The sequence below is a fragment of the Nonomuraea sp. B5E05 genome (assembly GCF_039880665.1).
Taxonomy (GTDB): domain Bacteria; phylum Actinomycetota; class Actinomycetes; order Streptosporangiales; family Streptosporangiaceae; genus Nonomuraea.
Genome location: NZ_JBDPMJ010000033.1, coordinates 26,289 through 52,943, shown reverse-complemented (window position 1 = coordinate 52,943; position 26,655 = coordinate 26,289). Strand labels below are relative to the sequence as shown.

At 70.6% G+C, this 26,655-nt stretch carries 26 protein-coding genes; 10 read left to right on the top strand and 16 right to left on the bottom strand.

Annotated elements, in window-relative coordinates:
- Positions 1-109 precede the first annotated feature (109 nt).
- Positions 110-469: an MFS transporter gene (locus tag ABGB01_RS39530; protein WP_347778897.1), complete on the bottom strand. Its 360-nt coding sequence runs from the start codon at positions 467-469 to the stop codon at positions 110-112.
- A gap of 19 nt (positions 470-488) precedes the next feature.
- Between ABGB01_RS39530 and ABGB01_RS39525 the strand changes: the two genes are divergently transcribed.
- On the top strand, positions 489-1,091 hold the full coding sequence (locus tag ABGB01_RS39525; protein WP_347778895.1) for a TetR/AcrR family transcriptional regulator: 603 nt from the start codon (positions 489-491) through the stop codon (positions 1,089-1,091).
- Between the two features lie 71 nt (positions 1,092-1,162).
- Here ABGB01_RS39525 and ABGB01_RS39520 read toward each other — a convergent pair whose 3' ends face one another.
- A complete protein-coding gene (locus tag ABGB01_RS39520; protein ID WP_347778893.1) occupies positions 1,163-2,320 on the bottom strand; it encodes a cytochrome P450 in 1,158 nt (385 codons plus the stop codon).
- Between the two features lie 272 nt (positions 2,321-2,592).
- Between ABGB01_RS39520 and ABGB01_RS39515 the strand changes: the two genes are divergently transcribed.
- The 6 genes from ABGB01_RS39515 to ABGB01_RS39490 all read left to right on the top strand — a co-directional run bounded on the left by ABGB01_RS39515 (position 2,593) and on the right by ABGB01_RS39490 (position 9,653).
- Positions 2,593-3,108: a MarR family transcriptional regulator gene (locus ABGB01_RS39515; RefSeq protein WP_347778892.1), complete on the top strand. Its 516-nt coding sequence runs from the start codon at positions 2,593-2,595 to the stop codon at positions 3,106-3,108.
- Positions 3,109-3,278: 170 nt separating this feature from the next.
- Positions 3,279-6,011 carry an AAA family ATPase gene (locus tag ABGB01_RS39510; RefSeq protein WP_347778891.1) on the top strand — a complete coding sequence of 911 codons (2,733 nt, stop codon included), beginning with the start codon at positions 3,279-3,281 and terminating at the stop codon, positions 6,009-6,011.
- Between the two features lie 3 nt (positions 6,012-6,014).
- Positions 6,015-6,893 (top strand): alpha/beta fold hydrolase, encoded by an 879-nt coding sequence (locus ABGB01_RS39505; protein ID WP_347778890.1) that lies wholly within the window; start codon positions 6,015-6,017, stop codon positions 6,891-6,893.
- A gap of 224 nt (positions 6,894-7,117) precedes the next feature.
- Positions 7,118-7,603 (top strand): MarR family winged helix-turn-helix transcriptional regulator, encoded by a 486-nt coding sequence (locus tag ABGB01_RS39500; protein ID WP_347778889.1) that lies wholly within the window; start codon positions 7,118-7,120, stop codon positions 7,601-7,603.
- 80 nt (positions 7,604-7,683) lie between these two features.
- On the top strand, positions 7,684-9,132 hold the full coding sequence (locus ABGB01_RS39495; RefSeq protein ID WP_347778888.1) for an MFS transporter: 1,449 nt from the start codon (positions 7,684-7,686) through the stop codon (positions 9,130-9,132).
- Between the two features lie 38 nt (positions 9,133-9,170).
- Positions 9,171-9,653: a PPOX class F420-dependent oxidoreductase gene (locus ABGB01_RS39490; RefSeq protein ID WP_347778887.1), complete on the top strand. Its 483-nt coding sequence runs from the start codon at positions 9,171-9,173 to the stop codon at positions 9,651-9,653.
- A 14-nt stretch (positions 9,654-9,667) separates the two neighbouring features.
- Here the strand turns inward: ABGB01_RS39490 and ABGB01_RS39485 are convergent, their stop codons facing one another.
- The 5 genes from ABGB01_RS39485 to ABGB01_RS39465 form a co-directional block, all read right to left on the bottom strand.
- Positions 9,668-10,825, bottom strand: a complete 1,158-nt coding sequence (locus ABGB01_RS39485) for a sigma-70 family RNA polymerase sigma factor (RefSeq protein ID WP_347778886.1) — start codon at positions 10,823-10,825, stop codon at positions 9,668-9,670.
- Positions 10,826-10,827: 2 nt separating this feature from the next.
- A complete protein-coding gene (locus tag ABGB01_RS39480) occupies positions 10,828-11,166 on the bottom strand; it encodes a YciI family protein (RefSeq protein ID WP_347778885.1) in 339 nt (112 codons plus the stop codon).
- 113 nt (positions 11,167-11,279) lie between these two features.
- Positions 11,280-12,353: a helix-turn-helix domain-containing protein gene (locus ABGB01_RS39475; RefSeq protein ID WP_347778883.1), complete on the bottom strand. Its 1,074-nt coding sequence runs from the start codon at positions 12,351-12,353 to the stop codon at positions 11,280-11,282.
- Positions 12,354-12,433: 80 nt separating this feature from the next.
- Positions 12,434-13,036, bottom strand: a complete 603-nt coding sequence (locus tag ABGB01_RS39470; protein ID WP_347778881.1) for a TetR family transcriptional regulator — start codon at positions 13,034-13,036, stop codon at positions 12,434-12,436.
- Between the two features lie 142 nt (positions 13,037-13,178).
- A complete protein-coding gene (locus ABGB01_RS39465) occupies positions 13,179-13,403 on the bottom strand; it encodes a hypothetical protein (RefSeq protein ID WP_347778880.1) in 225 nt (74 codons plus the stop codon).
- Between the two features lie 297 nt (positions 13,404-13,700).
- Between ABGB01_RS39465 and ABGB01_RS39460 the strand changes: the two genes are divergently transcribed.
- Positions 13,701-13,883, top strand: a complete 183-nt coding sequence (locus ABGB01_RS39460) for a hypothetical protein (protein ID WP_347778878.1) — start codon at positions 13,701-13,703, stop codon at positions 13,881-13,883.
- A 51-nt stretch (positions 13,884-13,934) separates the two neighbouring features.
- On the opposite strand, the gene ABGB01_RS39455 is transcribed toward ABGB01_RS39460, so the two are convergent.
- The 6 genes from ABGB01_RS39455 to ABGB01_RS39430 all read right to left on the bottom strand — a co-directional run bounded on the left by ABGB01_RS39455 (position 13,935) and on the right by ABGB01_RS39430 (position 19,349).
- Positions 13,935-14,969 carry a hypothetical protein gene (locus ABGB01_RS39455; protein ID WP_347778876.1) on the bottom strand — a complete coding sequence of 345 codons (1,035 nt, stop codon included), beginning with the start codon at positions 14,967-14,969 and terminating at the stop codon, positions 13,935-13,937.
- 740 nt (positions 14,970-15,709) lie between these two features.
- Positions 15,710-16,699, bottom strand: coding sequence for a hypothetical protein (locus ABGB01_RS39450; protein WP_347778875.1), 990 nt, complete (start codon positions 16,697-16,699; stop codon positions 15,710-15,712).
- Between the two features lie 79 nt (positions 16,700-16,778).
- Positions 16,779-17,621, bottom strand: coding sequence for an alpha/beta hydrolase (locus tag ABGB01_RS39445; RefSeq protein WP_347778874.1), 843 nt, complete (start codon positions 17,619-17,621; stop codon positions 16,779-16,781).
- 75 nt (positions 17,622-17,696) lie between these two features.
- Entirely contained in the window at positions 17,697-18,320 is a 624-nt protein-coding gene (locus ABGB01_RS39440) for a helix-turn-helix domain-containing protein (protein ID WP_347778872.1), read from the bottom strand.
- A 153-nt stretch (positions 18,321-18,473) separates the two neighbouring features.
- Positions 18,474-18,908, bottom strand: a complete 435-nt coding sequence (locus ABGB01_RS39435) for an ester cyclase (protein ID WP_347778870.1) — start codon at positions 18,906-18,908, stop codon at positions 18,474-18,476.
- A gap of 69 nt (positions 18,909-18,977) precedes the next feature.
- A complete protein-coding gene (locus ABGB01_RS39430; protein WP_347778869.1) occupies positions 18,978-19,349 on the bottom strand; it encodes a DoxX family protein in 372 nt (123 codons plus the stop codon).
- 333 nt (positions 19,350-19,682) lie between these two features.
- On the opposite strand from ABGB01_RS39430, the gene ABGB01_RS39425 reads away from it, so the two are divergent.
- Positions 19,683-22,076, top strand: coding sequence for an excinuclease ABC subunit UvrA (locus ABGB01_RS39425; protein ID WP_347778867.1), 2,394 nt, complete (start codon positions 19,683-19,685; stop codon positions 22,074-22,076).
- Here the strand turns inward: ABGB01_RS39425 and ABGB01_RS39420 are convergent.
- Positions 22,061-22,741: a TetR/AcrR family transcriptional regulator gene (locus tag ABGB01_RS39420; protein WP_347778866.1), complete on the bottom strand. Its 681-nt coding sequence runs from the start codon at positions 22,739-22,741 to the stop codon at positions 22,061-22,063. The genes ABGB01_RS39425 and ABGB01_RS39420 overlap by 16 nt on opposite strands.
- Positions 22,738-24,258, bottom strand: coding sequence for an N-acyl homoserine lactonase family protein (locus tag ABGB01_RS39415; protein WP_347778865.1), 1,521 nt, complete (start codon positions 24,256-24,258; stop codon positions 22,738-22,740). The genes ABGB01_RS39420 and ABGB01_RS39415 overlap by 4 nt, the downstream gene beginning before the upstream one ends.
- A gap of 215 nt (positions 24,259-24,473) precedes the next feature.
- Here ABGB01_RS39415 and ABGB01_RS39410 point away from each other — a divergent pair, with 215 nt between their 5' ends.
- Positions 24,474-25,628 (top strand): hypothetical protein, encoded by a 1,155-nt coding sequence (locus tag ABGB01_RS39410; protein ID WP_347778863.1) that lies wholly within the window; start codon positions 24,474-24,476, stop codon positions 25,626-25,628.
- 55 nt (positions 25,629-25,683) lie between these two features.
- Here ABGB01_RS39410 and ABGB01_RS39405 read toward each other — a convergent pair whose 3' ends face one another.
- Positions 25,684-26,619, bottom strand: a complete 936-nt coding sequence (locus ABGB01_RS39405) for a helix-turn-helix domain-containing protein (protein WP_347778861.1) — start codon at positions 26,617-26,619, stop codon at positions 25,684-25,686.
- Positions 26,620-26,655: the final 36 nt, after the last annotated feature.

Genomic DNA, 26,655 nt, shown 5'->3' with positions numbered 1-26,655 from the left:
CCCAGCGCCGGCCATCGATCGCCGATGGGACATCGTGATGAGCAATCGCGCCATCGACCCGACCCAAACTGCCCGAACCCGCCCACGCCCGGCGCTCCATCCGCCGCCGCTACGCCGAGGGCGAGTGTCCCTGGCCGACCTGGCCACCGAGTGCAGCGTCGGACGCTCCACCATCCGCGGTCCGATCCTCCTCGGAGGCAGGGAAGGAGGACATCAAGATCGTGAGCGTGGCCGGGGCCAGCACTGCCGCCCCCACCCCCTGACCGGCCCGGGCGGCGATCAGAGCGCCGGGGGTGTCCGCCAGCCCGCCGGACAGACTGGCGGCGGTGAAGACACGCCGGTGCCCGTCCAGATCGGCCAGCCGCCCGCCGAGCAGCAGCAGCCCGCCGAAGGCCGGCGCATACGCGTTGCCCACCCACGCCAGGTGCCGGGCGTCGAAGCCGAGCGCGATAATGCGATGTGAACACATCGGAGAATTGGGAGGAATCATGGGCCGGGGACCGGGAGCGCACCACGCGCAGCGGCGCGCCGAAATCGCTGATGCGGTGCTCGCCATCGTCGCCGACCGCGGCCTGGCCGCCGTCTCGCTGACCGAGGTGGCCGCCCAGGCCGGCATCTCACCCGGCCGCGTGCAGCACTATTTCCCGGCCAAGCGGCAACTCCTTGAGGCCGCCTTCGAGCGCGGCAACGAACTGTCCAGCGCCCGCATCCGGGCCAAGACCGGCACCGATCTGCAAGCCGCCGAGCCGCGCCTGGTGCTCACCACGGTGCTGGGCGAGCTCATCCCCTACGACGCCGACACCGAAGCCCACATGCGCGTACGCCAGTCCTTCCACGCCTTCGCCTTCGCCGAAGAGGCCATCGCAGCCCGGCTGCGCGTCCTGTACGCCGACCTTCATTGCCAGATGGCCGACCTCATCGCCCGCGACCAGCAGGCCGGACGCATCCCCACCACCCTCGACGCGCACGCTGCAGCGCTTAGTCTCGTGGCGCTGGCCGAAGGGCTCGCCGCCTACGTGCTCACCGGCGTCACCCCCGCGACCACCGCCCGCGAGCAGGTGCTGGCGGCCGTCGCCGTCCTCTACCGCTGAGTCATCGCCATGGGTCCGAGCACGTCGAGCCGCTGACCTCCGACCCGGACGCCGTACGCGCCCGCGGACGGTCAGCCCCGTAGTCTCACCGGAAGAGCGGCCAGGCGGCTGCCCTGTATGCCGCCGAGGTCGACCTGCCGGAGTTCGGCGAGGGGCACAGCGAGGCGCGCTCGGGGAAAGCCCGACCGCAAAACCTCCACGACCGCCCTCAGTTCGAGTTGAGCGAGTTGGGCGCCGGTGCAGTAGTGCGGGCCCGCACCGAAGGTGAGATCAGGTCCGATCGACCGGCCGGGATCGGTGTTGATGCCCTGGATGTCGATGAGCACCGGCGAGCGGGCGGGGAGCCGTACCCCCGCGAGCTCGACGTCGGCGGAGGTGAACCGCCAGAGACTGAAGGGGGCCGGCGGGTGCAGGCGCAGTGTCTCCCGGACGAACTCGTCGATCGTCGTCGCCTCCGACGTGGCGCCTTCGGCGGCGAAGACGCGCGCGAGCAGGAATCCCAGTGATGGGTCGGTGGTGAGCTGTCCGGCGTAGATCAGCGTGAAGAGCAGGTAGTGCAACTGCGTCTCGGTGATCTCATTCGGGATCCGATCGAGCAGTTCGACGGCGAGACCGTCCCGGCCGTCGCTCAGCGCGGCGGCGGCGAGTTCGCCGAAGGCGGCCATCGCCGCCCCCACCTCCTCGGGGTCGTCGCTGTACATGCCCCGGCAGGCCGCGATGGCCTGGTCGATGCGATCGAGCGGGACGCCGAGCACGTCGCAGACCACGGTGAGCGGGAACCGGGTGGTGAAGTCGGCCATCAGGTCCACCGTTCCACCGGCGTCCGCGAGCCCGGTGAGCAACTGGTGGGCGTGTGCCGCGATGCGGTCGGAGTAGTCGCTCATCCGCCGGGCCGTGAAGAGCGGGGCGTGGGCCCGGCGCAGTCTCTCGTGTGCCGGGCCGTCGTAGGTGGTGAGCGACGGTTGTGCGGCGGCGGCCGGTTCGAGACCTGCTGTCCGTGGGTCCCAGCTCGCCGGCGCGTAGGCCGGGTCCTTCACGATTTGCGGGTGGATGAGGACCTCTCGGGCGAGCACATCGTCGGTGATGATCCACACCGGGCCGCCGGCCGGGGCCTCGGCCTGAACGATGGGCCCCGCGGCGCGCAGAACGGCACGAGCGGGATGGGGTTCGCCGAACTTGCGTACGGCGCCGGCGAACGGGTCGACGGTGACATGGGGCGCGTCGGTCATCGGATCTCCCGGGAAGGTGTTCGGTTCGGGGCGACGGGGCGGTGCCGCGGTGTGCCGGCCATCACGCGGTGAGCGGCGCCGGCGTGCCCGTGCGGAAGGGTCGGGAGCCTCCATGCCACCGCTCTGGGACGGAAATGTGGGCATGCTGCGCTGGGCTCCTTGGGTCGGCGGGCGATGGGATAAAGTGACTGCGCCACACAGTGGCTGCGTCACACAGCAAATTAGCACGACTGCTGCGCGACGCAGCAACATCGGACGGAGGGAACCTCACGATGACGGAGCAGAACCCGGACAGGGAAGCCCTGCTCGCCGAGCTGACCGGCCGCGCGATACCCGGCTGGGCGATCCTGGTCGTGCAGCTCAACAACATCGTCGCCAACCGGCTGGGAGTCACCGACACGGATGTGCAGTGTCTGCACGTATTGGGCCGTCACGGCCCCACGACGCCGGGCGTTCTGGCCAAGCACGTGAACCTCACCACCGGATCCGCCTCCCGGATGATCGACCGGCTCGTCGCCGCGGGCTGTGTCCGGCGGGTGGCCGACCCCGGCGACCGCAGGCGGGTCCTCATCGAACCCACGCAAGACGGTCTCGACCGGGTCACCAGCGCCTACGCGGGATTGGTCGCACGTACCCGGGACGATCTCGGCGCCTTCGACGACGAAGAGCTCGGCGTCGTCCTCCGCTTCCTCGGAGCGGCCCAGCACAGCACCGCCGCCGAGATCCACCGGCTCCGAGCCGCCCGTGACGACCAGGAAGCTCCCGCGCGAGCCGCGAACACCGAGTGACGCGCGGCGGAGCCGGCGGACCTCTGAGCGGGTTGCACGTCCACGGCGTCGAGCGACCGGCACGCCGCCGGCCATGGCCGAGCGGGACCTGCTCACCCTGCCGCGTGGGGCGCCGTCTCGCCGGCGGCGTGCGGACGGAGCAGCATGGAGGCCGCCTACAGTGGGTGTTCGTGCTCTACGGCAGATCTGCGGAAATCAGCGCGCTCGACGACGTGATCGCGCGGGCTCGCGACGGGTCCGGGGGCGCGGTGGTGTTGCGGGGCGAGGCAGGCGCGGGCAAGACCGCCCTGCTCGACGCGGCGGCCGCGCGCGGTGGTGCGATGCGGGTGTTGCGGGCCACCGGCGTCGAGTCCGAGTCCGACCTCGCGTTCGCGGCGCTGCACCAGGTGTTGTGGCCGGCGGCCGGTTCACTCGACGCGCTGCCCGAGCCGCAGCGCGACGCCCTGCGCGCGGCCCTGGGACTCGCCGCGGGCAGTGCCGGCGACCGGTTCCTGGTGGGAGCCGGCGTGCTCTCGCTGCTGGCCGAGGCGGCCGCGCCGGACGGGCTGATCTGCGTGGTCGACGACTTCCAGTGGGTCGATCGGGCCTCGGCCGACGCACTGCTGTTCGCCGCCAGGCGGCTGGGGACCGAACGGATCGCGATGGTGTTCGCCGTACGCGGGCAGGCTCCTGTCAGGGGCGTGCCGCTGACGGTGGAGGTGCGCGGCCTGCCCGAGTCCGCAGCGGCCGAGCTGCTGGAATCCCGCCACGGTATGCTGCCCGACCGGGTGAAACGGGAGCTCGTCGCGCTGACCGGCGCGAACCCGCTCGCCCTGGGCGAGATCGCCGCCCGCCTGACGCCCGCGCAGCTCACCGGCCGCGAACCGTTGCCCGACCCGCTGCCCGTGGGTGCCCGGCTCTTCGGCGATCGGGTAATTGGGTTGTCCGCTCGTGCCCGGCTGGTCGCCTTGGTCGCCGCCGTGGAGGCCGACCTCGGCCTGGTCCTGAGCGCCGGCGAGTGGCTGTTCGCCGAGCAGCCGGTAGGCCCCGGCGCGCACGTGGCCCGATCGCTCCCCTCCGGGCCAGGGACGCAGGCAGGGGCTGGGCGGGTCGCGCTGGCCGAACTGGAGGAGACCGGGCTGGCCGAGGTGTCGGGCACGAGCGTGCGGTTCGCTCATCCGCTCATCCGGTCCGCGGTGCACGAGGCGGCCGCCCCCGCCGACGTCCGCCGCGTGCACGCCGTCCTCGCGGAGCTGACCGCGGACGACCGCCGCGCCTGGCACCTGGCCGGAGCCGCCCTGGGGCTGGACGAGCAGGTCGCCGCCGCGCTGGTGGCCGCCGCGGAGCGGGCGCGTGACCGGGGCGGGTACGGCGCCGCCGCCACCGCCCTGGCCAGGGCCGCCGAGTTGACCCCCGAGCCGCGTGCCCGTGCCGTCCGCCTGAAGGACGCCGCCGTCGCGGCCTGGCTCGGCGGCCGCCCAGGACAGGCGGAGTCGCTGCTGGCCGAGGCGCGCGAAGGGACCGGCGGGGACACCACGCTCGCCATGGAGATCGCCCAGCTCCGCGGCCGGTTCGAGCTGAACTCGGGCAACGCCGCCGAGGCCGTACGGATCCTGGCGGCGGGCGACAGCCTCGACATGCTGGCCGACGCCGTGGAGGCGGCCTCGTACGTCGGCGACACGGCGGCCATGGCCGAGCTCGGCCGGCGGGCGGCGGCGCACCCCGAGGGGTTCTTGCGGAACATCGTGGCCGGGATCGGCCTGACGCTGGACGGCGACCCGGGCGGGCCGGCGCTGCTGCGGTGGGCACTGGCGCGGACCGGCGAGCTGGAGGACGCGGCGGGATATCTGTGGGCGACGGCCGCGGCCAGCGCTCTGGGCGAGCCGGATCTGGCCGGCGAGCTGGCCGAGCAGGCCGGGCGGGTGGCCAGGGTGTCGGGGATGCGCGGGCAGTTGCCGGTCGTGCTGGAGTTCGTGGCGACGGCCGAACGCATCGCGGGGCGGCCGGCGCGCAGCCAGGCCGTCTCAGAGGAGGGTCTGGAGCTGGCTCGTGAGGCCGGGTACGAGAACACGGTGGCCGCGCACCTGGCCAACCTGGCGGTGCTGGCGGCGCTGCGGGGAGAGGAGGAGCTGTGTGAGCGGCAGGCCCGCGAGGCGCTGGCCATCGCCATCCCGCACCGGGTGGGGCTGCGCGCCGGCGTCGCGTCGTACGCGCTGGCGCTGCTCGACCTGTGCCTGGGCCGCTACGGCGCGGCTCACGACCGTTTCACCGCCATCGCCGCGGCGGGGCCGGGCGCCGGGCATCCGATCGTGGTGTGGCGGACCGCGCCGGACCGCGTCGAGGCGGCCGTGGGCGCGGGCGACGAGGCGGGCGCGCGGGCGGCGCTGGCCGCGTACGAGCAGTGGTCGGCGAACGCCGCCACGGCCGAGTCGCACGCCCTGCTGGCCCGTTGCCGGGGCCTGGTCGAGTCCTCCGAGGACGCCTTCGGCGAGGCGCTGCTGCTGCACACCAACCCGTTCGAGGCGGCCAGGACGGCCCTGCTGCTGGGCGAGCGCCTGCGCCGGACGCAGCGGCCGGGCGAGGCGCGGGCCCATCTGCGGACGGCGTGGGAGACGTTCGAACGGGCGGGCGCCCGCCCGTGGGCGCGGCGCGCGCAGGAGGAGTTGCGGGCGGCGGGCGAGAGCGGGCAGGCCCCGCCCGCGGCCGTGCTCGACGTGCTGACCCCGCAGGAGCTGCGCATCGCGGGGCTGGTCGCCGATGGGTTGTCGAGCAAGCAGATCGCCGCCCGGCTTTTCCTCAGCCCGCGCACGGTCGAGTATCACCTGTACAAGATCTATCCGAAGCTGGGCATCGGCTCCCGTACGGATCTGGCGCGGCTAGTAGTTCTACAGAAGGCGCCCGTAGCCGACGACGGCATGCTGTGAGGCATGCAGAACGTGAACATCTGGAGCGAAGAGTTCGGCGCCGAGACGGACGCGCCGATCCTGCTGATCATGGGTTCGATGTCGCAGGGCATCCTGTGGCCGGACGAGTTCGTCGGCCGGCTGACCGCCGGCGGCCGCCGGGTGATCCGGTACGACCACCGCGACACCGGCATGTCGGGCACCGTCGACTTCGAGGCGGAGCCGTACACGTGGGACGACATCAAGAACGACGTCTACCGCGTGATGGACGAGCACGGCCTGGAGAGCGCGCACCTGGTCTGCCACTCGGCGGGCGGCCTGCTCGGCCAGTTCGTCGCCGTGGAGCGGCCGGAGCGGGTGCGCTCGCTGACCGTCATCGGCTCCTCTCCGCTCGGCGGCGGCGAGGGCCAGGTGATCATGCGGGCCCTGATGGGACAGCCGCAGCCCGAGGGGAGCCTGCCGGAGCCTGAGCCGGAGTTCGTGGCCTTCTACCGTACGCTGATGGCCGCGCCACCACCGGCGGACCGGCGCGCGCGGATCGACGGCATGATCGCCGAGCAGCGCCTGCTGCACGGCACCGGGTTGCCGTTCGACGAGGACGCGGCGCGGCGCCTGCAGGAACGGATCTACGACCGGGCCCGCGACCTGTCGGCGGTGGCCAACCACCGGCTGGCCGCCATGGCCAAGCCCGACTTCGAGCCGGTGGGCGTGCTCCATCAGGTGAAGGCGCCCACACTGGTCATCGAGGGCAGCCACGAGCCGGCCAAGCCGGGGCACAGCGCGATCATCGCCGAACAGATCCCGGGGGCGCGGCTGATGATCGTGGCGGGCATGGGGCACACCCTGCCGCCCGAGGTGCACGAGGAGCTGGCCGCCGCCATTCTCGCGCACACGGCCGGGTGATGGGGGGTGAACAGCATGCGAACGAAAAGTCGCGGCGCCGATGTGATCTCCCGGCTGGCCGCCGCCGGCGGGAAGTGAGCGCTGACGATGCCGCCGCGCTGGGGATGTTCCCGCCGTTCGCCGGGCACCGACATTGCGTCGGCGCGCCGCTCACCCGAAGAACTGGCCGCTAGATGGAAAGGAAGCGGATAATCCGGAATGAACCTAGTTGCTAGGCTGGACGAATGACCGCGATGGCACCCGCCCGCACAGAACCAGACCTGTCCTACCTGCTGGACCATGCCGGCCACGTCCTCAGAACCCAGATGGCCGCCGCCCTGGCCGAAATCGGACTGACCGCGCGCATGCACTGCGTTCTCGTCCACGCCCTGGAAGAAGAGCGCACGCAGATCCAGCTCGCCGAGATCGGCGACATGGACAAGACCACCATGGTGGTCACGGTCGATGCCCTGGAGAAGGCGGGCCTGGCCGAGCGCCGCCCGTCCAGCACCGACCGGCGAGCGCGGATCATCGCGGTCACCGAGAAGGGCGAGGAGGTGGCCAAGAGAAGCCAGGAGATTGTCGACGGCGTGCACAAGGCCACCCTGGGCGCGCTGCCGGACGATGAACGCGAAGTGCTCTTGAGAGCGATGAACCGCCTGGTGGCCGGACATTTGGCCACCCCCGCGGAGGCTCCGCAGGCCGTACGGCGGGCTCGACAGAAGGCGTAAGTCAAGACCATAACAGATAGTCTGCAACGGAACTATCTGTTATGGTCTCTCCTGTCCCCTAAAGGAGCAGGAGAGACGTCATGTCACCCACCACACCCCGATCGCCCTGGCTCGCACTCGGCGTGCTGTCCGCCGCGATGCTGATGACGATCCTCGATGGCAGCATCGTGACCGTGGCGATGCCCGCCATCCAGCGAGACCTCGGCTTCACCCCCGCCGGCCTCAGCTGGACCGTCAACGCCTACCTGATCGCCTTCGGCGGTCTCCTGCTGCTGGCCGGCCGGCTGGGCGACCTGATCGGCCGGAAGATGATGTTCCTCGCCGGCAACGCGGTCTTCACCGCGGCATCGGTCCTGGCCGCGGCGGCCACCGGGCCGGGCATGCTCATCGCCGCCCGGTTCCTGCAGGGCGTCGGCAGCGCGATGGCCTCCGCCGTCGTGCTGGGCATCCTGGTGACCCTGTTCACCGAGGCCAAGGAGCGTGCCAAGGCGATCGGCGTCTTCAGCTTCACCGGCGCCGCCGGAGCCTCGATCGGCCAGGTTCTGGGCGGGGTCCTGACCGACCTGCTCAGCTGGCACTGGATCTTCCTCATCAACGTGCCCATCGGGCTGGCCACCGTAGCCCTGGCGATCCGGGCGCTGCCCGGCGACCGCGGCGCCGGGCTCGCGGGCGGCGCCGACGTCCTCGGCGCCGCGCTGGTCACCAGCGGGCTGATGCTGGGCATCTACACCGTGGTCAAGGTCGAGGAGTACGGCTGGCTCGCCACCCACACCCTCGCCCTCGGCGCGGTCTCGCTCGCCCTGCTGGCCGCCTTCGTCCTGCGTCAGGCGAGCGCCAAGGCGCCGCTGATGCCGCTGAGGATCTTCCGTTCGCGCAACGTGTCCGGCGCCAACCTGGTCCAGATCCTCACGCTGTCGGCCATGTTCGCCTTCCAGATCCTCGTCGCCCTCTACATGCAGAAGGTTCTCGGCTACGGCGCGCTCGAGACCGGGCTGGCGATGCTTCCGGCGGCGCTGGCCATCGGCGGGCTCTCCCTGTTCGTCTCGGCCCGGCTCAACACCCGCTTCGGCGAGCGCGCGGTCCTGCTGGCCGGCCTGGCGTTGCTGTTCGGTGCGATGGGCTGGCTGGCCCGCATCCCTGTGCGGGCCGACTACGTCACCGACCTGCTCCCGGTGATGCTGCTCATCGCCGGCGGCGGCCTGGTGCTGCCCGCGCTGACCGCGCTCGGGATGTCCGGCGCCAAGGCCGACGACGCGGGCCTGGCCTCGGGACTGTTCAACACCACCCAGCAGATCGGCATGGCCTTCGGCGTCGCCGTACTGTCCACGCTGGCCGCCACCCGCACCGAGCAGTTGCTGGACGCCGGCCAGAGCCAGGCGGCCGCGCTGACCGGCGGCTACCGCGTGGCCTTCGTCATCGCCGCGGCCCTGCTCGTGGCCGCCTTCACCGTCGCCCTCCTCGTCCTGCGCCAGCCCAAGCACGACGCCGCCAACCCCCAGCAGGCGGCCCAGTTCACCCCCGTAGCTTGACCAACCGTCCCCACCAGCACAGACAGGATCCGATCCACATGAGCGACAACGCTACGAACTCCGGCCCCGCCGAGCCCCGCATCCTCACCGACGCGGAACTCAGCAGCCTGCTCGCCGCCCAGCAGTTCGGCGTCCTTGCCACCGTCAAGCGCAGCGGCCACCCCCACCTGTCCACCGTCCTGTACAACTGGAACCCCGCCGAGCGGATCATTCGGGTCTCCACCACGGACGGCCGCCTCAAGGCCCGCCACGTCCGCACCAACCCCCGCCTGTCGCTGCACGTGAACGGGCCGAACATCTGGTCGTTCGCCGTCGCCGAGGGCGACGCGGAGGTGTCCGAGGTGACCACCGAGCCGGGAGACGCGGTCGGCAAGGAGCTGCTGTCACTCACGCCAGGCTTCGAGGACCCGGCGGACGAGGCCGCCTTCCTCCGGCAAGTGGTCGACGAGCGCCGCGTGGTGATCAGACTGCACGTCTCGCGCCTGTACGGCACAGCCCTGGACATCCCCACCGAGGGATAGACGACCAGCTCATGTCAGATTTGCTGGAGCCTTCGGGTGAGGAAGCGCTGCTCGGGGGTGGAGGTGGCGAGGTCGAGGGCGCGGCGGTAGGCGGTCCGGGCTTCGGCGTCGCGGCCGAGCCGCCGCAGGAGCTCGCCGCGGGTGGAGTGGAAGTAGAGGTAGCCGTCCAGATCGAGACGGTCGACGGCACGCAGGGCCGTGGCGGGGTCGCCGGCCTGCGCGATGGCCACGGCGTGGTTGAGCTCGACCACCGGCGAGCCGGTCAGATCGGCCAGCCGCCGGTACATCGCGGCGACCTGCGGCCAGTCGATGCGCTGGCTCGCCTGCAGCGAGGCGATCACGGCCTGGACGACGTAGGCCCCACGCCCGCCGAGTGCGAGCGCCCGGTCGAGGACCGCCCGTCCCGCCGTGATCTGGGGCAGGTCCCACAACGAGCGGTCCTGATCGTCGAGCAGGACCAGGTCCTCGCCGGAGAACCGGGCCCGCCGCCGGGCGTGGTGGATCGTCATCAGCGCGAGCAGCCCGTGGACCTCCGGTTCCCGCGGCATGAGCGTGGCGAGCACGTGCCCCAGGCGGATGGCCTCGGTGCCCAGGTCGACCCTGCCGCGGTAGCCCTCGTTGTAAATCAGGTAGATGACGGAGAGCACCGCGTCGACGCGCTCGGGCAGCAGATGCGCGCCGGGGACCGCGAACGGGATCCCGGTGGCCTTGATCTTGTTCTTGGCGCGGGTCAGGCGGCGCTTCATGGTCTCCTCCGAGACCAGGAAGGCCCGGGCGATCTCGGCGGTCCGCAGGCCTCCGAGCGTCCGCAACGTGAGCGCCACCTGCCCTTCCAGCGGCAGCGCCGGGTGGCAGCAGGTGAAGATCAGCTCGAGCCGTTCGTCCTTGATGAGGGTGTCGTCGAACTCGTCCACGGTGGCCTCCGGTGCCGGCAGCAGGTGGAGCTTGTCGGCCAGGGTGCGCTCCCGGCGGATCCGGTCGATCGCCCGGTTGCGGGCCGTCGTCACCAGCCACGCGCCCGGATTGTCCGGCGCACCCGACGCGAGCCAGCGTTGGGCGGCGATCGCGAACGCCTCCTGCGCGGCTTCCTCGGCCCGGTCGAAGTCACCCAGGAACCCGACCAGCGAGGCCAGCACCCGGCCCCACTGCTCCCTGAACACCTCCTCCAGCACGGTCAGAACCGCATCACCGGCCTGACCTCCACCGTGCCGCCGAACCTGGCCGCCGGGATGCGCGCCGCCAGCTCGATCGCCTCGTCCAGATCGGCGGCCTCGACCAGGCAGAAGCCGCCGAGCACCTCCTTGGTGTCGGCGAACGGGCCGTCGGTCATCAGCGTCCGGCCACCGGCCACGCGGACGCAGGTCGCCGTCTCCGCGGGCTGCAACTGCGCGCCGCTGACACACCGCTCGTCTTCGCCGAACGCGAAATAGTCCGCGTACGCCGCCTCCCGTTCCTCGTCCGACAGCGCCTCGATGGAACCGGGCTCACGGTAGATCATCAGGGCGTACCGCATCACAACCTCCGGGGCGAGAAGCTCTCACCCGAACGACGAACGAGCACCCGCGCGAGGGACACCATCGACATTTTTCTCATTTCAGCACGGCGGGACGCCGGTCGCCGATCCGGTCATCCCGCCTGGCCCGAACGCGTCACGGACGCCACGGCGTACGCGGCGCCGCGCCCGCGAGCCCGGGCGACGATCGAGCCGGCCTCGACGCGTACCGCGCACTCGGTGGCGTCGCCCGTCTCAGGAATCGCGGCGGCCGTCGCGACGGCGGCGCGGTCGTCGAGGACGACGCGCAGGCGGGGCCGGTCGTCCGGCGCGAACACGCGGCGCAGGCACCCGGCCAGGTCACCGATCCTGAGCCGGACGAGCCGCCCCAGCTCGGCGGGATCACCCGTCGTCACGGCCACGGTGATCCGGTCGCCGGGACGGGCGGCGCGCACGGCCTCCTCGGCGGCGTCGAGCCGGCCGGTCCCGAGGAACACGATCACGCCGTCGCCGTCGAATCCCGCCGGGCGGCCGGTGAGCAGATCAGGCAACTCCGCGGGCGGATTCCAGGGCTCCCGGGCACGCTGGGCAGGGGCGACGAAGGGCAGGTGCGGCGGGTCCCACGTGTCGGCGAGGTCGAGGCGGGCCAGGTGCCCGCAGGCGCGCGCCACGTCGAAGGGGTCGCCGAACCCGGGAGCCGTGCCCGCGAGGTGGCCGGCGCCGTTCAGCAGGGTGAGGACGAGCTCGGCCAGGCGCACCCGCCTCGTGCGCCGCGGCTCGCGCGACTCCAGGCAGAGGGCGAGCAGGAGGGCTTCCAGCTTGGTGACCTGCGCCATCGCGGTACGGCCTGGCTCGTCGTCGAGGACGCCGTCCAGCGAGCGCGACTGCAGGCTGCCCCCGGCGGGCGTCTCGCCGGACCACGGCAGCCGTTCGAGCCAGACCCGGGCGAAGGCGGCCGCCGCCTCGTCGCGGGCGGGGGACGAGGTCGCCTCACCCACGTGTTCGAGCGAGTCGATCAGGACCGCCAGGTAGAGGGCGCGCTTGCTCGGGAAGTTCGAGTAGACCGCGCCACGGGTGAGCTCGGCCCGCGCCGCGATCCGGTCGACCTTGGCGTCGGAGTATCCGTGCTCGGCGAACTCCTCCCTCGCCGCGGCGAGCACGGCGGCGCGCGTGCGCTCCTGTTGCTGCGCCCGGGTCAGCCTGGCCATCGGGAGCCCTCCGCTCGAATCATGCGGCGTAAGATACAACATCCGGATGGCCCCACCATCCGGACACTCCTGCTGCCGGCTTACCGCGTCAGGCCTGACTCCAGGTGCGCGAGCGCCCGGTCGACCTCCGCGGGCCCGTCCATGCCGGGATCGTGCGCCCACTGGAGCCAGATCAGGCTCACGATCCCGAACACCGCGCCCATGGCGTCGCGCAGCCGGGGGTCGCCGGCGTCGCATCCCGCCTTGCCCGCCAGGATCTCGGACGTCTCCCGCAGCAGGCCAGGGCTCTTGCGCAGGTTGGCGGCCACCAGCTCGGGCACCGTCGCCGCGAACACCTCCCGCGCGTGCCCCGCGGCGATCTCCTCGGCCGTCATCGAGCCGAACGCCGTACGGAACGCCCCGCGCAGCACGGTGACCGGCGGACCCGGCGGCTGCTCCTGAAGAGCCTCGATGAGCGGCGGGAACCGATCGAGCGTGACCAGATCCTCTTTCGTTGGGAAATAGCGGAAGAAGGTAGCAGGCGAGACCTCAGCGGCCTCGGCGATCTGATCGATGGTGGTGGCGTTGTAGCCGCGCTCGCGGAAGAGCCTGAACGCCTCCCGTAGGATCGCCTCCCTGGTCCTGGCCTTCTTGCGCTCGCGCAGCCCGCCGTTGCCCATGCCCGCACTGTACTCCACCCTCATTTGACGGCTCACTTTCACCGGGCGACCCTGCCGGTCGTGGTGAGCTGGGGCGTTCCGGCCCAGTGCCCCCGAAGCTACGGCGAGGGGCATGTAACTCGCCAGTAACTTAGGGATTCCGGCTACCCCCTTCAGCCTTTCGCCTTCAGAAACCAACGTCGCCGCTGGTAGGCGTCCTGAAGGCGATGCGGCAGCGGCAGGGGCCCAGGGTCACCGTCAGCGGTTGCGGGCAGTTCGAGCAGGGCCAGCGGGTTGCCGTCTGCCCCGGCCAGCACCCGGTCGCGTACGTGCGGGGCAGGTCCGGAGCATGATCGGCCAGCAGCGCCCGCGCGGCCGTCGGATCCAGCCGCTTGAGCTCCAGTTCGGGCACGCCTGCGCGCCGCCGGCCCCGTAGTACGTATCCTGCTCCCCCACGACGTCCCCGCATGGATGATCACCCGCCAGGATCTCCTGATCGACGTTCTGTCTCACCCCGGTAGCCCAGCCGATCATCCGCCGAGCCGGCCGCCGATGTCCGGCAGGCCGCGGTCCGCTCCCGTCGCGAACCGCACGCCAGGCTCAGCACGGCGCGACGCGCGCGGGCCTGGTCCGCTGCCTTGCGCCGGGCCATCCCCGGCGAGGAAACCGCTGACCGGTTCTCCTTCCGCGTCGGTCGTATGATGGCCGTATGAGACGAAAGGGCGTCGCATTGCTGGTGATCGCCGCCGCCTTCGTCGTGGCTGGAGTGGTCGCGATCCTAGGGGACATGGCTCCCGAGGAGGCGTCCAGAGGCGTAGAGAACATCCGATCTCCTGAAGACATCTCGTCTTACTGGACCAGGGAGCGCATGGACGAGGCCACCGGAGGGTGAGGGGGAAGCGCGTGCGAGGAGCCGCGCAGACCCCTCGCACGCGAAGGCAGGCTAGTTCGCGGTCACGTCGTTGTAGATGTTGAGGGCGGCGTCACCGTGGTTGGGCGACTTGTAGACGATACTGGTCGGGTTCTCGTCGTCGTCGACGTCACGGTGGCTGTTGGCCCCGATGATGTAGCCCCATCCCCGGTCGAGCTGTAGCTCCTGGAGCCACGGACCACCGCTGGACCCGTGGAACATGTCGTTATCCATGTGCATGCGGTCGTCCAAGATGCCCGCCCGGCTGACGTTGCCGAAGCAGTACCACAGGTCGTCACCGGTGAAGTCGGTGCGCTGGTAGCCGTCCTCGGGGTAGCCAAAGGCGTGGATGTCGGTGAAGTCCTGGCCGTATCCGAACCGGTAGCCTTGCGAGCCGACCCAGTCCTGCAGGTTTCCGCGCGCCGGCTGCGGGTCGAAGGCGATGGCCGCGACATCGTAGCTCCAGTCGCCGTCCTCATACCAGCCGTTGGCGGTGGCGGCGTAGCGCCAGGTCCACCGGCCGTGCGGTTCGAGCCCGTTGTCGGTGTCGGGGACGAAGATGAAGTCGCTGTACCAGTTGGCTTCACCGCCGCCGCCGGCGTGGATGCAGTGGCCGGAGGTCCAGACGGTGTTCTTGTTGGCGGCCGTGATCACGCTGCCGCTGCAGTAGCCTGGTGTGCCGTTGTTGCGAACGTAGTAGATCTTGCCGATGGTTATGGCGGGCATGCTCCCCTGGCGCTGCCAGCGCTCGGCCTGTGCCCCGGCGAGGATGTCGGCCGATGGGCCGATGGGTTGGTCGAGTTTCCTGGTCGGCCGCGAGCCCTCGGCCTCCCGGCCCGGCAGGACGTTCTGGGGCGGCTCGCCCTTCTGGATGAGCGGCGGGGACGAGGGGATCGGTTCCGGCGTGGCCGCGCGGATTCGCTCCTCGGTCCAGTAGCTGAGGACCCGCTTGCCGTCGGTCTTGTTCACCACCCCCTTCGACGATGCGGCAGGCGATGGTTCTGTGGTGCTGGTGGTGGTCTGGCCGGAGGCGGTCGCGCTCATCCCCGAGACGGTCAGCAACGCCATTAAGACGACGATTGCGGCATGCCTTGAGCGTGCGCTCATGCTCTTCCCTTCAAGAAGGTGGTTGGCAAAACCACCTCATCATGGGCGAAAGTTTCCACCGCGTAAAGGGGCGAGTCAGCAGATTTCCGCGAGTCGCCATATGGTGGGGTCATATTCGGCTCGCGACGATTCCCTAGAAGATTCCCGGTTTAGCGCATGGCGATGCCAAGCCCTGGTACGTGACGCTTATCGCGCGAACTTACCGGCGTCCGCAATACCTAATTCACGACCGCATGAATACGGAATTCAGCTGACAGCTGATTATTCCGCCCCTCCTGGTGTCATCGGCGTGGGTGTCTCGGATGAATACGGCGCCGTCAACATCTCGGTCAACGGGATGAGGCTCGGTCATGAAGATCCCTTCCGGTCGGCAGGCGCCAGTCCGCACAGAGAACAGAGCCGTGACCGGGCGCAGGAATACCGTAAGCATTCAGCTGATTCTGTGGCGCTGGGTGATACGTGCTGATCGCCGGTTCGCCCCTGTCGTCGAACTGGCCGGCGCCGTGAAAGAGGGCCTCGGCCAGCGCCTGGTGGACCGGATGGCCGGGCGGTGCAGGCCCTCGGGAGGCTGACACCGATCGCCGAACTCCTGGTAGTGCCAGTCGATGACGTTCTTCAGCGACGCGGGGAAGCTGTGGTTGTACTGACGCCCGTCCGCCTCATCAGCCGCTGATCACTGATGAAAGCCTGCTGCCGCAGGCTCAGTAGGTGACGAATCCGTACAGCGCCAGGTGGTTGGACTTCGTGCCGCCCACCGTGTGGTCGATGCTCGACGGCTGCACGGCGCCCTTGACGAACAGGTAGTCGATCTTGCGGGAGCCCATGGTCGGCCGCGCTCCGTAGCCGGTCATGCCGAAGCCGCTCAGCGTCGAAGCGGCGATGTTCGTGCGATTCGCGTCGATGCCGATCACCCGGATCGTCGACGCGTTCATCAGGCGCGTGGCGTCCGCGCCGACATGGATGCCCGAGTTCGCGATGCCGGTGGTGCCCGCACCCGCGCAGGCATTCGCTCCGTTCTGCTCCGGAAGGTGCATGGTCGCGGCGAAAACCGTCGTCCCCGTCTCCTTGATCGAGAATCGCGCCGCGATGGCGCTCGTGCGCTTCCACTTGTGGGTGTTGGCCGCGCTGTCGTCGTTGTTGGGCGGCTTGTACAGCGTGCACCCCGCTCCCCCGGCATACGAGGTGCCGGGCTTCAGCCAGCCCGCGCTCCAGTATTTCGAGATGTCGCCCGCCGCCAGGCTCAGCGTTCTGGTGTTGTAGATGATCGCGTTGGTCTGCTTCTTCTTCAGGTCGCCCAGCGACTGCTGGCTGCAGTGGTGCGAGCCGCCCCACGGCTGGGGGTCGTCCCAGGCCACGATCGCTCCGTACGTGCCCGCCGGGTAGCCGAACTTGGCTGCGAGCTGGTCGGCGTAGGCCGTGGCCTGTCCTGTGCCGCGGACCTGCTGCACGATCAGGAGGTCCGGCGCCCGCACCCCGGAGGTGCCCGTCCTGCCGCTGTCGTCGACCAGCATCGACTTGAGGTGGTCGGGGCCCGAGATCCGGGTGCACGAGCCGTCGGCGTTGTTTCTGACCAGGTTCTCGATGTTGTTGTTGTAGACCCGAAGGACTCGGTCGGCCGCGCCCGCGGACCCTTCGTGCGCCGGCGCGGCCGATGCCGGGGCTGCGGCTCCGACGAGTGCGGCCGCCGCCACGAACGCTAACGCGCCAGACGGTCGATAGGTTGACCACATTCTCGAAGATTAACGAGGAATGTCGGCGATGAGGAGTGGGTTACTCGCGCCTCGTCAGATCGCCGGACGGTACGAAGAACTCGGTGAGCGCCTTGGCGATCGCCTCGGGATGGGTCAGCGGGGCGGCGTGCCCGGCACCGGGGACCTCGCGTACCCGTGCGTCGGGAACGTGAACGGCCACGTGTCGCGCCCCGGCTTGGTAGAAGGGCAGCGTGTCGGATCCGTACAGCACCAGCACGCGAGCGGAGATCGCGTTGAGCACGGCGGGATCCTCAGCGGTGGGGCCTTCGTAGGCCATGACCTGCGGGAGGAGGTTGAGCAGGTGCATGACGTAGCGGCTCGTGGCCTCGAAGTAACCGGCGTTTTCGGCTGCGGCGATCTCCTCGTCGTTGAAGGGTCCGCCCGCGAACGCGCGGACCGCAGCCGTCAGGTCGCCTTCGGCGGCCAGCTTGCCCATGCGGGCGACGGCGTCGCCGATCACCGCTTGTTCCTGCTCGTCCATCAGGCTCCGCATCGGAGGCTCCAGGAGGGCCACCGCGTCCACCGCGTCGGAACGCGCTGCCGCGCCGAGTGCCAGGTTCGCGCCGGCGGACCAGCCCACCAATCCCGTCGGTCCGCCGATGCTGTCGACGTAGGTGAGGACGTCGTCCACCTGCCGGCCCGGGCTGACATCGGGGTGATCGCCGCTGAGGCCACGACCGCGCATGCTTGGCAGGTAGCAGGTGAACCAGCCGGTCAGGTGTCCCAGCAGCCGGTCCCAGTCGACGTCGCCATCGCCGATGCCCCCGTGCAGGAACACCAGTGGTCGCCCCTGACCGTGCACGGTCCCGCCGATGGTGACGCCGTCGGTGGCCGTGACGTAGTGCGTGCGCTGGGTGTTCATGGCAGGCTCCCGGCGAAGTAAGCAGGTTTACATTTGCACGGTAGCACCAGCCGGGCAGCAAGTAAATACGTTTACTTAGTGGCCGCCGTGCAGCAGCGCCCGCACTCCCCGGCGGACGTACTCAACCACCTGCTCGGGCGGCGCGGTGGCCAGCCGACCCTCCGGGGACGCCCACCGGAGCACCCTGATCCCGGCGAGCAACGCGGCGGCCAGCTCCGCGCGAAGCTGCGGGTCGTCGCCGGCAGCGACCGTGGCGAACGGCCCGACCACGGTGTTCTCGGCGTAGTTCCGTATGTGTTCGGGCGGCCCCTCCTGATCAGGAGCCTCCCCGATGAGCCGCCAGACCGTGAGCAGGTCGTCCAGGGCTAGAGAGCGCGCCGCGCCGGACGCGTACAGCTCGGCCATCCGGTCAGGCAACTCCTCGGCCGGCACGTCCAACTGCCCGAACACCGCCGAGTCCGCCGCCGCCATCGCGAACAGGCCCGCCTTCGACCCGAAGTAGCGGTACACCAGAGCGACGTTGACGCCGACGTCCGCGGCGATGTCCCTGACACTGACCGCCTCGTAGCGGTCACGGGCGAACCGTTGACGCGCCGCCTCCAGCAACGACTGCCGCGTCGCCGCGGCGTCACGGCGTCGCCGCGGCGCGTCCGTACCACCGGCATTGCTTTCCTCCGCCGCCATCACCGTCACCACCATGACTCGACGTCAATGTTGGTAACGCTAGCCGACGCCTGCCCTTCTCCCCTCCATGAAGGGCTTGCCTCACCCCGGCTGGGCCGTCTACGGGACGACCACGTGATCCCGCACTCCGGCGTGCGGCAGGGCGCCGGACGCCGGAGTGCGCTGTCGCTAGGACGGGATGGCGCCGAGCTGCCGCAGCTGCGCGAGGACGTCGACGACCGCCCAGGTCTCGGCGACCCGGCCGTCGGCGAAGCGGGCGACGAGGATCTCCCTGTACGTGATGGATCTGCCCGTCGGTGCCAGCCCCATGTACTCACCCCGGTGCGTCCCCGTCACCGTGTTCCTGGTGACGACCCTGTCCCCCTCCGCGATCACGTCCTCGATCTCGATGTGAAGGTCGGGAAAGGCCTGATGAAGCACGGCGAACACCTCCTTGAGCGCTTGCGCCCCCTTCGTCTCTATCGGCAGTGGCGTGCGGATCAGCACGTCCGGATCGACGACCTCGTCGATCGTCGCGGCGATGATCTCCGCGTCGCCGCTGCTGACGGCGTCATGGAAGCGCCGGAGCGTTGCCTTGTTACGGGCCACTTCGGTGGCTGACATACGATCCATCCTCGGGTTGATTTCTGGTGTTCGCCGCCGTTCGCAGCGAGATGTGCCATGTGGCGCAGGTCACCAGCCGTAGGGGCCGAACCGTCCCCAGGCGACGAGCGCGGCGAGCACGAACAGGAGCCCGGGCACCAGCAGCCCGGACGGCTCTCTGCGGCGGATGTGCAGGGCCAGCGCCCCCGCCATCGTGATCGCCAGCCCGGTCCCGGCGACCGGCGTCAGGACGGGTGCGATGCCGGTGGCGGCCGGCACGACCAGCCCGATCGCGCCGAGCAACTCCAGCATGCCGATCGACCGCACTGACGCAGGGGAGAAATCCTGGACCCACGGATACTTGGGGACCAGCTTGTCCCTCGACTGGAGGATCTTCACCAGGCCGGACATGACGAATATGACGGCCAGGAAAATTTGCACGATCCACAGGAACACGTTCATCGACGGGACTCACCGGGTGTCGTGGATGCGGTCCTGCTGCGCCGCTCTCGTGGGAGGGCGGAAAGGTTTTCGCTCATGGTGAGGAGACGAACGAGCAGCCGTCGAGGGGACAGGCGCCGCACCCGGCCGGCGGTTTCCCGGAAGTCGCGTCGAACGACGCGAGGTCCGAGCGCGGACCGATCAGGATTCGAGAAGCGCCGGCCTCCGGCTCTCGCCTAACGTGACCGTGGTGGCAGAAGCGCAGGACGACCACGCGTACGCTCAAGCCTGATCGAGCCAGGCGACGCAAGCCCAGGGCCTCGAGAGGCGGCCCGCCCGAGAAACGGAGACACGATGAGCATGACCACGAGGAAAGACCCGCAGTCGCCTGCGCCGCACACCGCCGACAGCCACGACGTGATCCGCGTGCACGGCGCACGCGTCAACAACCTGAAGGACGTCAGCGTCGAGATCCCGAAGCGCCGGCTGACGGTGTTCACCGGCGTCTCCGGCTCGGGCAAGAGCTCGCTGGTGTTCAGCACGATCGCCGCGGAGTCGCAGCGGCTGATCAACGAGACCTACAGCACCTTCGTGCAGGGCTTCATGCCGTCCCTGGCCAGGCCGGAGGTCGACGTCCTCGACGGACTGACCACCGCGATCATCGTCGACCAGCAGCGGATGGGCGCCGACCCCCGCTCCACCGTCGGCACCGCCACCGACGCCCACGCGATGTTGCGCATCCTCTACAGCCGGATCGGTGAGCCGCACATCGGCTCCCCCCAGGCCTTCTCCTTCAACGTGCCCACGGTCAGGGCGAGCGGCGCGATCACGGTCGAACGCGGCAACAACCGCAAGGCCCAGAAGGCGACGTACACGCGGATCGGCGGCATGTGCGGGCGCTGCGAGGGCCGCGGCACGGTCACCGATCTCGATCTCACCCAGCTCTACGACGACTCCAAGTCGCTCTCCGAAGGCGCGTTCACCATCCCGGGCTGGAAGTCCGACAGCTTCTGGACGGTACGCGTCTACGCCGAGTCCGGCTTCGTCGACCCCGACAAGCCGATCCGCGACTACACCAAGAAGGAACTGCAGGACTTCCTGTACAAGGAGCCGGTAAAGGTCAAGGTCGACGGCGTCAACCTCACCTACGAGGGCCTGATCCCGAAGATCCAGAAGTCGTTCCTGTCCAAGGACAGGGAGGCCATGCAACCGCACATCCGGGCGTTCGTGGACCGTGCGGTCACCTTCACCACCTGCCCCGAGTGCGACGGCACCCGGCTCAGCGAGGACGCCCGCTCCTCGCGGATCAAGGGCGTCAACATCGCGGAAGCCTGCGCGATGCAGATCAGCGACCTGGCCGAATGGATCCGCGGCCTCGACGAGCCGTCGGTCGCGCCGCTGCTCGCCAAGCTGCTGCACACCCTCGACTCCTTCGTGGAGATCGGGCTCGGCTACCTCTCGCTCGAGCGGCCGGCGGGCACGCTGTCGGGCGGCGAGGCGCAGCGCACCAAGATGATCCGCCACCTCGGCTCCGCGCTCACCGACGTCACCTACGTCTTCGACGAGCCCACCATCGGCCTGCACCCCCACGACATCCAGCGGATGAACAACCTGCTGCTGCGGCTGCGCGACAAGGGCAACACCGTGCTCGTCGTCGAGCACAAGCCGGAGACGATCGCGATCGCCGAGCACGTCGTCGACCTCGGCCCCGGCGCCGGCACCGCGGGCGGCACCATCTGCTACGAGGGCACCGTCGACGGTTTGCGGGCCAGTGACACCATCACCGGCCGCCACCTCGACGACCGCGCCCAGCTCAAGACGTCGGTACGCACCCCGAAGGGCAAGCTGGAGATCCGCGGCGCAGACCGCCACAACCTGCAGGACGTCGACGTCGACATCCCGCTCGGCGTCCTCTGCGTGGTCACCGGCGTCGCCGGCTCCGGCAAGAGCTCGCTGATCCACGGCTCCATCCCCGCCTCCGCGGGCGTTGTGTCGGTCGACCAGTCCCCCATCCGCGGCTCGCGGCGCAGCAACCCGGCGACGTACACCGGGCTGCTCGACCCGATCCGCAAGGCGTTCGCCAAGGCCAACGGCGTCAAGCCGGCGTTGTTCAGCGCCAACTCCGAGGGCGCCTGCCCCACCTGCAACGGCGCGGGCGTCATCTACACCGACCTCGGGATGATGTCCGGCGTCACCACCACGTGCGAGGAGTGCGAGGGCAGGCGCTTCGACGCGTCGGTGCTGGAATACCGCCTCGGCGGGCGCGACATCAGCGAGGTGCTGGCGATGCCGGTGACCGAGGCCGAGGAGTTCTTCGGCGCCGGTGAGGCCCGCACACCCGCCGCGCACACCATCCTCGGCCGGCTCGCCGACGTCGGGCTCGGCTACCTCAGCCTCGGCCAGCCGCTCACCACGCTGTCCGGCGGCGAGCGCCAGCGGCTGAAGCTGGCCACCCACATGGCCGACAAGGGCGGCGTGTACGTCCTCGACGAGCCCACCACCGGCCTGCACCTCGCCGACGTCGAGCAGCTGCTGGGTCTGCTCGACCGGCTCGTCGACGCCGGCAAGTCGGTCATCGTCATCGAGCACCACCAGGCGGTCATGGCGCACGCCGACTGGATCATCGACCTCGGCCCCGGCGCCGGGCACGACGGCGGGCGGATCGTCTTCGAGGGCACCCCCGCCGACCTCGTCGCCGCCCGTTCCACCCTCACGGGCGAACACCTCGCGGCCTACGTCGGCGCGTGACCGCTGCGCTGGTCCTCGGGCCGGTCGGGGCGCCCCAGCAGCCGGTCGGCCTGGCGGAGCACCTCTTCCAGGTACCGGCGTGCGGCGGCGGGGTCGGCCGGCGCGTCCGGGTCGATGAGCATGCGGTACATGGCCGCGCCCACGACCATGTCGATCACCGTGTCGATCCCCGGGTCGATCCCCGCTTCGATCTCGGCGTCGCCGTCCAGCCGCCCGTCGCGGCGGGCACGCTCGATGGCGGCGTGGATCGCCCGGCGGCGGGGCTCGATGTACTGCTCGCGGTAGGTGGCCAGGAGTGACGGCCGGGTGACGCTGGAGCCGATGAGCTGGGCGAGGATAGCCCGGAAGCGGGCGTCGCCGAAGGTGCGCACCCAGGAGTCCATGAGCTGTTCGCCGGCCGGCTGCGCCGCGGCGTCGGTGGCGGCCCAGACCTCGGCCTCGGGGACGAGCGTGCGGGCCCGCTCGATCGCCTGGGTGAGCAGCTCCTCCTTCGACGACCAGCGCCGGTAGACGGTCACCTTGGCCACGCCGGCGCGCTTGGCGATCTGCTCGAAGTTCGCGCCTTCCAGGCCACGCTCCACGAACAACTCCAGCGCCGCCTTCATGATCGCCTCGTCCGCCTCGGGGTCGCGCGGCCTGCCCCGGGTGCGCCGCGTCGAGGTCATCCGAACTCCACCCGCCCCCATCGCGCACCGGACGCCGCCGGTACGAAGCGGGGAGTGTGCCCGGGCCGCAGCCGCCAGCCGGGGGTGAGGACGGTCTCCATGTGCGCGCGCAACTCCCGCAGCCCCTCCTTGCCCGGCGTTCCCTGGGCGAACGCGGACAAGACCCTATCGGACTGGTAGCGGGTGTTGTCGTGGGCGAACAGCGGCACGACCCCGGGGTCGGAGGCCAGCAGGCTCTGGATGCGCCGGGCCGCCTCGATCTGGTGGACCGTGTCGGCCCCGCCGATGGTCATCTGGCGGACCTGGTCGACGGCCAGGTGGGGCAGCGTGTAGAGGGTGTCGCCCATGAACAGGACGCCGCCTTCGTCCATGCGCAGCAGCACGCACATGTGGCCGGGCGAGTGGCCGGGGGTGGGCAGCAGAACGATGCTGCCGTCGCCGAAGTGGTCCTGGCTGGCCGGGAAGGCGCCGAAGGCGCCGGAGTCGAAGGCGGGGAAGGAGAGGTTCTCCTTGACCAGGTCGAAGGAGTGCGGATAGAACACGCCGTGGTCCCAGTCTCGGCGGTCCATCACCACCGTCGCCTGGGGCAGGTGGCGCAGCCCTCCCGCGTGGTCGTCGTGAACGTGGGTGAGGAACACGGTGGTGACCTCATCGGCGTCGTAGCCGAGCCGGGCCAGGCGCACCCGCAGGTCCTGCTCGGGGGTCATCTGATACTCGTCGCGCTCGCTCAGCAGGCGCGAGGTCATGTCGTAGTACCCGTCGTGATCGTGGGCCTGCTCCCTGTTGACGCCGGTGTCGACCAGCAGGAGTCCGTGCCGGGGGTGGTCGATGAGGTAGGCGTAGACCGGCACCGTGATCTGCGCCTTGTCCACCAGGGTGCGCACGTAGCCGTTCAACCCCTCCCAGCCGTCCAGGCCGCCGTAGAACTGGCCGTAGGTGACGATGGTGTCGCCGGTGTGGATCGGGAACACTCGCAGGACGCCGTCAGTGACCCGCCGCCGCCCGCCCGGAGCGCGTACGGCAGCCTGCCGCTGTTGCTCGCGCTGCGCGAGCATCTCGCGGCGCCGCCCTTCCACCCGGCTGACCGACAGCCCGCTGAACACGCCCAGCACCAGCCCGGCACCGCCCAGCAGGAAGGCGCGTCTGGTCGGCCGGGCGTGCGGACCAGACACCCTCCGGCGTCCGCGCAGGAGGGCGCCCGCCGCCCATCCCAGGCAGCCCGCGGCGGCGAGGGCCAGCAGCACCGGCAGATCGGTGACGTAGTACACGACCGCGAGGTAGAGCCCCAGCGTGCCCAGGCCGGCCGGCACCCCGAGGAACGCCAGCACCCGGCGTCGTGTGGACCGCCGGCCGAGCACACGGGGCCACAGCAGCCCGATCACGGACCCGGCCAGCAGCAGCCCGTAGACCACCAGCAGCGGCGCCGGCACGTTCTTCAACCGCAGGATGACCAGCCAGGCCGCGCCGGTCAAGAGGGCGGGAACGAGTAACCCGACCTTGCCGAGGATCTTCACCATCCGGCCACCTCATTTCGTAAACGCACACGGATGCGTATACATAATAGGCCGACCGGGACCGCCACGTGCCAGGAGGTCGAAAACTCTCAGAGAGGGCGGCGGAGCTGCCAGATGATCACGGCGGGGGTGTCGTGGTAGGCGGCCGCGGCCGCCTCGGGGCACGCCCGCCGAAATCCGTTCGCTCGCTCCGTCGGCAGTTCGTTAGTGTCGCGCGGGTGAGCGATGTACGTGTGCCCTTGCTCTGGCTCTCAGGGCCGACGGGTGTGGGGAAGTCCTCGGTCGGCTGGGAGCTCTTCGCGCAGCTGAGCCGGAGTGGCGTCAAGACCGCGTTCGTCGATGCCGACCAGATCAGTCTGTGCTATCCCACGCCGGAGGGCACGACGCATCACGTTCGTGCGAAGAACCTGGCCGCGATGTTGCCGAACTTCCTGGAGGAAGGGGTGCGATGTCTGGTCCTTGCCGGCTTCGTCCACACCTCCGAGGAGGTTCGCACGTACACGGACCTTCTTCCCGAGGCCGCGTTCACGTTGTGCCGGCTGCGCATCGGCAGCGCCGAGCTCAGGGAACGCTTCCTCGGGCGGGGGTGGCGCCCGGACCTGGTGGAGGACGCGCTCGCCGAGGCCGAGGCCCTGGAACGCAGCGAGTACGCCGACGTGTGCGTGGCCACCGGCGGGGTCACGGTGTCCGAGGCGGCCCGGCTGGTCCGTGAGCGGTTGGGGGGATGGCCGGGTGTCCTTCCCGCCGTGACGCTCAAGGGTTCCGTCGACCGGCAGAGCCGCCCGCCGGCCCCGCGAGGGGACACCGCGCCGCTCCCCGTGTTGTGGCTCTGCGGTGCCACGGCGGTGGGGAAGTCGACGGTCGGGTACGAGATCTTCAGGCAGATCCACGAAACCGGCGTGCGAGCCGCCTATGTCGACGTGAAGCAGATCGGTGCGCTGCGTCCCCGCATGGACGGCCATGGCCTCAAGGCGCGTAACCTCGCGGCCGTCTGGAGCGGATATCGCGCGATGGGCGCCCGGTGCCTGGTCGTCTCCGGGGAGGCCGACTCCGACGACGTCGTCCATGGCTACGCCGAGTCGCTGCCCGGAGCGGCCCTGACCGTGTGCCGCCTGCACGCCGGACCGGCGACGCTGGCCGGGCGCGTCGCGCAGCGTGGCCGGGGCGGCGGGCCGGCCATACCGGGTGACGAGTTGCGCGGGCTGGGCTCCGACGCTTTGCGCCGCATCGCCGAACGGGCGGCGCGCGAGGCCGAGGTGCTCGACCATGCCGGGGCAGGTCACCTGCGCGTCGAGACCGACGGCCGGTCGGTCGGCGAGGTGGCCGCGGACGTATGTGTTCGCAGCGGCGGTTGGCCCGTCCTCTCCGGCTGACAGAAGTCCTCGCACAGCGGGCGATCCTCCCGACGCGGACACGGAAGGCGCTTCGTCACGGTCGAGTCCCTCGGGTCGAGCGCGGACCGGCGGTCAGTGCGTCGCGTTGCGCGGAGCTCAGGCGGTCGGGCCTCGGGGTGACGGCGTACGCGCCGCGCCCGCACCGCTCCACGGCGAGCGGGTCGGAGAGGGCCGGACGGCGGCTGATGGTGTCCAGGGCGTCGGCCGCCCGCTGGACGGGCCAGTCCAGTGCCGTGGCGAGGTCGTCCGCGGTGAGCGGCCGGACGGCGTGCACCAGTGCGGCCAGCACCGTCAGCGCGTCGCGGACGACGGCGCCGGCGGGGCCGCTGTCGTTCATCCGCTCGCTGATCCAGGTGAAGAACTGCGCCATCTCCCCCAGCCGGGCGGCGACGGGCGAACCGGTGCCGAAGACCTCGATTCCGTGCCGTGCGGCCGCCGCGACCTCGGCGTGGGCTCCGGTGTCGGCTCTGAACGCGTGGCGCCAGACGTCGTCGTCGACGAAGTACCGCTCGCGGCGGCCGGAATCCTGCGCGCGCTTGACCAGCTCCATCGCCTCGAGATAGCCGACGGCCTTCGACACCGACGCCGGGCTGACCTGTAGCCGGCGTACGAGCTCGGCGGACGTCAGGCTGCCGGGCCCGGAGGTGAGCAGGCAGACGAACACGCGAGCGGGCATCCGGGGAAGGCCGGTGCCGGCCAGCAGCGCCGCCAACCGCTCCACGAAACCGTGCACGGGCTCGGCCGGCGGCTGCGCGGCCTGAACCGTTCTGCGGCGGCGGGCGCGCTGCCCGGCGGCCTGCTGGGCGCGGTCGGCCAGGTAGCCGCCGGGCGCGCTGTTACGCGCCACTTCGCGGCTGATCGTGGACGTCGGCCTGCCCAGCCGCCTGGCGATCTCGGCGTATCCCAGCCCTTCGGCCATCCAGGTCCCGATCTGCCTGCGATCGTCGTGGGTCAGCCTGCCTCCGGGCATCGGCTCTCCCTCTCTTCAGGTCCGCGAGTGCGTTCA

Excerpts from the sequence above, each read along its gene's own strand:
- ABGB01_RS39435 (WP_347778870.1), bottom strand. The coding sequence starts at position 18,908 with ATGTCAGCCACCGAAGTGGCCCGTAACAAGGCAACGCTCCGGCGCTTC.
- ABGB01_RS39420 (WP_347778866.1), bottom strand. The coding sequence starts at position 22,741 with ATGACCTCGACGCGGCGCACCCGGGGCAGGCCGCGCGACCCCGAGGCG.
- ABGB01_RS39405 (WP_347778861.1), bottom strand. The coding sequence starts at position 26,619 with ATGCCCGGAGGCAGGCTGACCCACGACGATCGCAGGCAGATCGGGACC.
- ABGB01_RS39520 (WP_347778893.1), bottom strand. The coding sequence starts at position 2,320 with ATGACCGACGCGCCCCATGTCACCGTCGACCCGTTCGCCGGCGCCGTA.
- ABGB01_RS39505 (WP_347778890.1), top strand. The coding sequence starts at position 6,015 with ATGCAGAACGTGAACATCTGGAGCGAAGAGTTCGGCGCCGAGACGGAC.
- ABGB01_RS39460 (WP_347778878.1), top strand. The coding sequence starts at position 13,701 with ATGAGACGAAAGGGCGTCGCATTGCTGGTGATCGCCGCCGCCTTCGTC.
- ABGB01_RS39470 (WP_347778881.1), bottom strand. The coding sequence starts at position 13,036 with ATGAGGGTGGAGTACAGTGCGGGCATGGGCAACGGCGGGCTGCGCGAG.
- ABGB01_RS39445 (WP_347778874.1), bottom strand. The coding sequence starts at position 17,621 with ATGAACACCCAGCGCACGCACTACGTCACGGCCACCGACGGCGTCACC.
- ABGB01_RS39440 (WP_347778872.1), bottom strand. The coding sequence starts at position 18,320 with ATGGTGGTGACGGTGATGGCGGCGGAGGAAAGCAATGCCGGTGGTACG.
- ABGB01_RS39430 (WP_347778869.1), bottom strand. The coding sequence starts at position 19,349 with ATGAACGTGTTCCTGTGGATCGTGCAAATTTTCCTGGCCGTCATATTC.
- ABGB01_RS39475 (WP_347778883.1), bottom strand. The coding sequence starts at position 12,353 with ATGGCCAGGCTGACCCGGGCGCAGCAACAGGAGCGCACGCGCGCCGCC.
- ABGB01_RS39425 (WP_347778867.1), top strand. The coding sequence starts at position 19,683 with ATGAGCATGACCACGAGGAAAGACCCGCAGTCGCCTGCGCCGCACACC.
- ABGB01_RS39530 (WP_347778897.1), bottom strand. The coding sequence starts at position 469 with ATGTGTTCACATCGCATTATCGCGCTCGGCTTCGACGCCCGGCACCTG.
- ABGB01_RS39480 (WP_347778885.1), bottom strand. The coding sequence starts at position 11,166 with ATGCGGTACGCCCTGATGATCTACCGTGAGCCCGGTTCCATCGAGGCG.
- ABGB01_RS39515 (WP_347778892.1), top strand. The coding sequence starts at position 2,593 with ATGACGGAGCAGAACCCGGACAGGGAAGCCCTGCTCGCCGAGCTGACC.
- ABGB01_RS39495 (WP_347778888.1), top strand. The coding sequence starts at position 7,684 with ATGTCACCCACCACACCCCGATCGCCCTGGCTCGCACTCGGCGTGCTG.
- ABGB01_RS39490 (WP_347778887.1), top strand. The coding sequence starts at position 9,171 with ATGAGCGACAACGCTACGAACTCCGGCCCCGCCGAGCCCCGCATCCTC.
- ABGB01_RS39500 (WP_347778889.1), top strand. The coding sequence starts at position 7,118 with ATGACCGCGATGGCACCCGCCCGCACAGAACCAGACCTGTCCTACCTG.
- ABGB01_RS39455 (WP_347778876.1), bottom strand. The coding sequence starts at position 14,969 with ATGGCGTTGCTGACCGTCTCGGGGATGAGCGCGACCGCCTCCGGCCAG.
- ABGB01_RS39525 (WP_347778895.1), top strand. The coding sequence starts at position 489 with ATGGGCCGGGGACCGGGAGCGCACCACGCGCAGCGGCGCGCCGAAATC.
- ABGB01_RS39415 (WP_347778865.1), bottom strand. The coding sequence starts at position 24,258 with ATGGTGAAGATCCTCGGCAAGGTCGGGTTACTCGTTCCCGCCCTCTTG.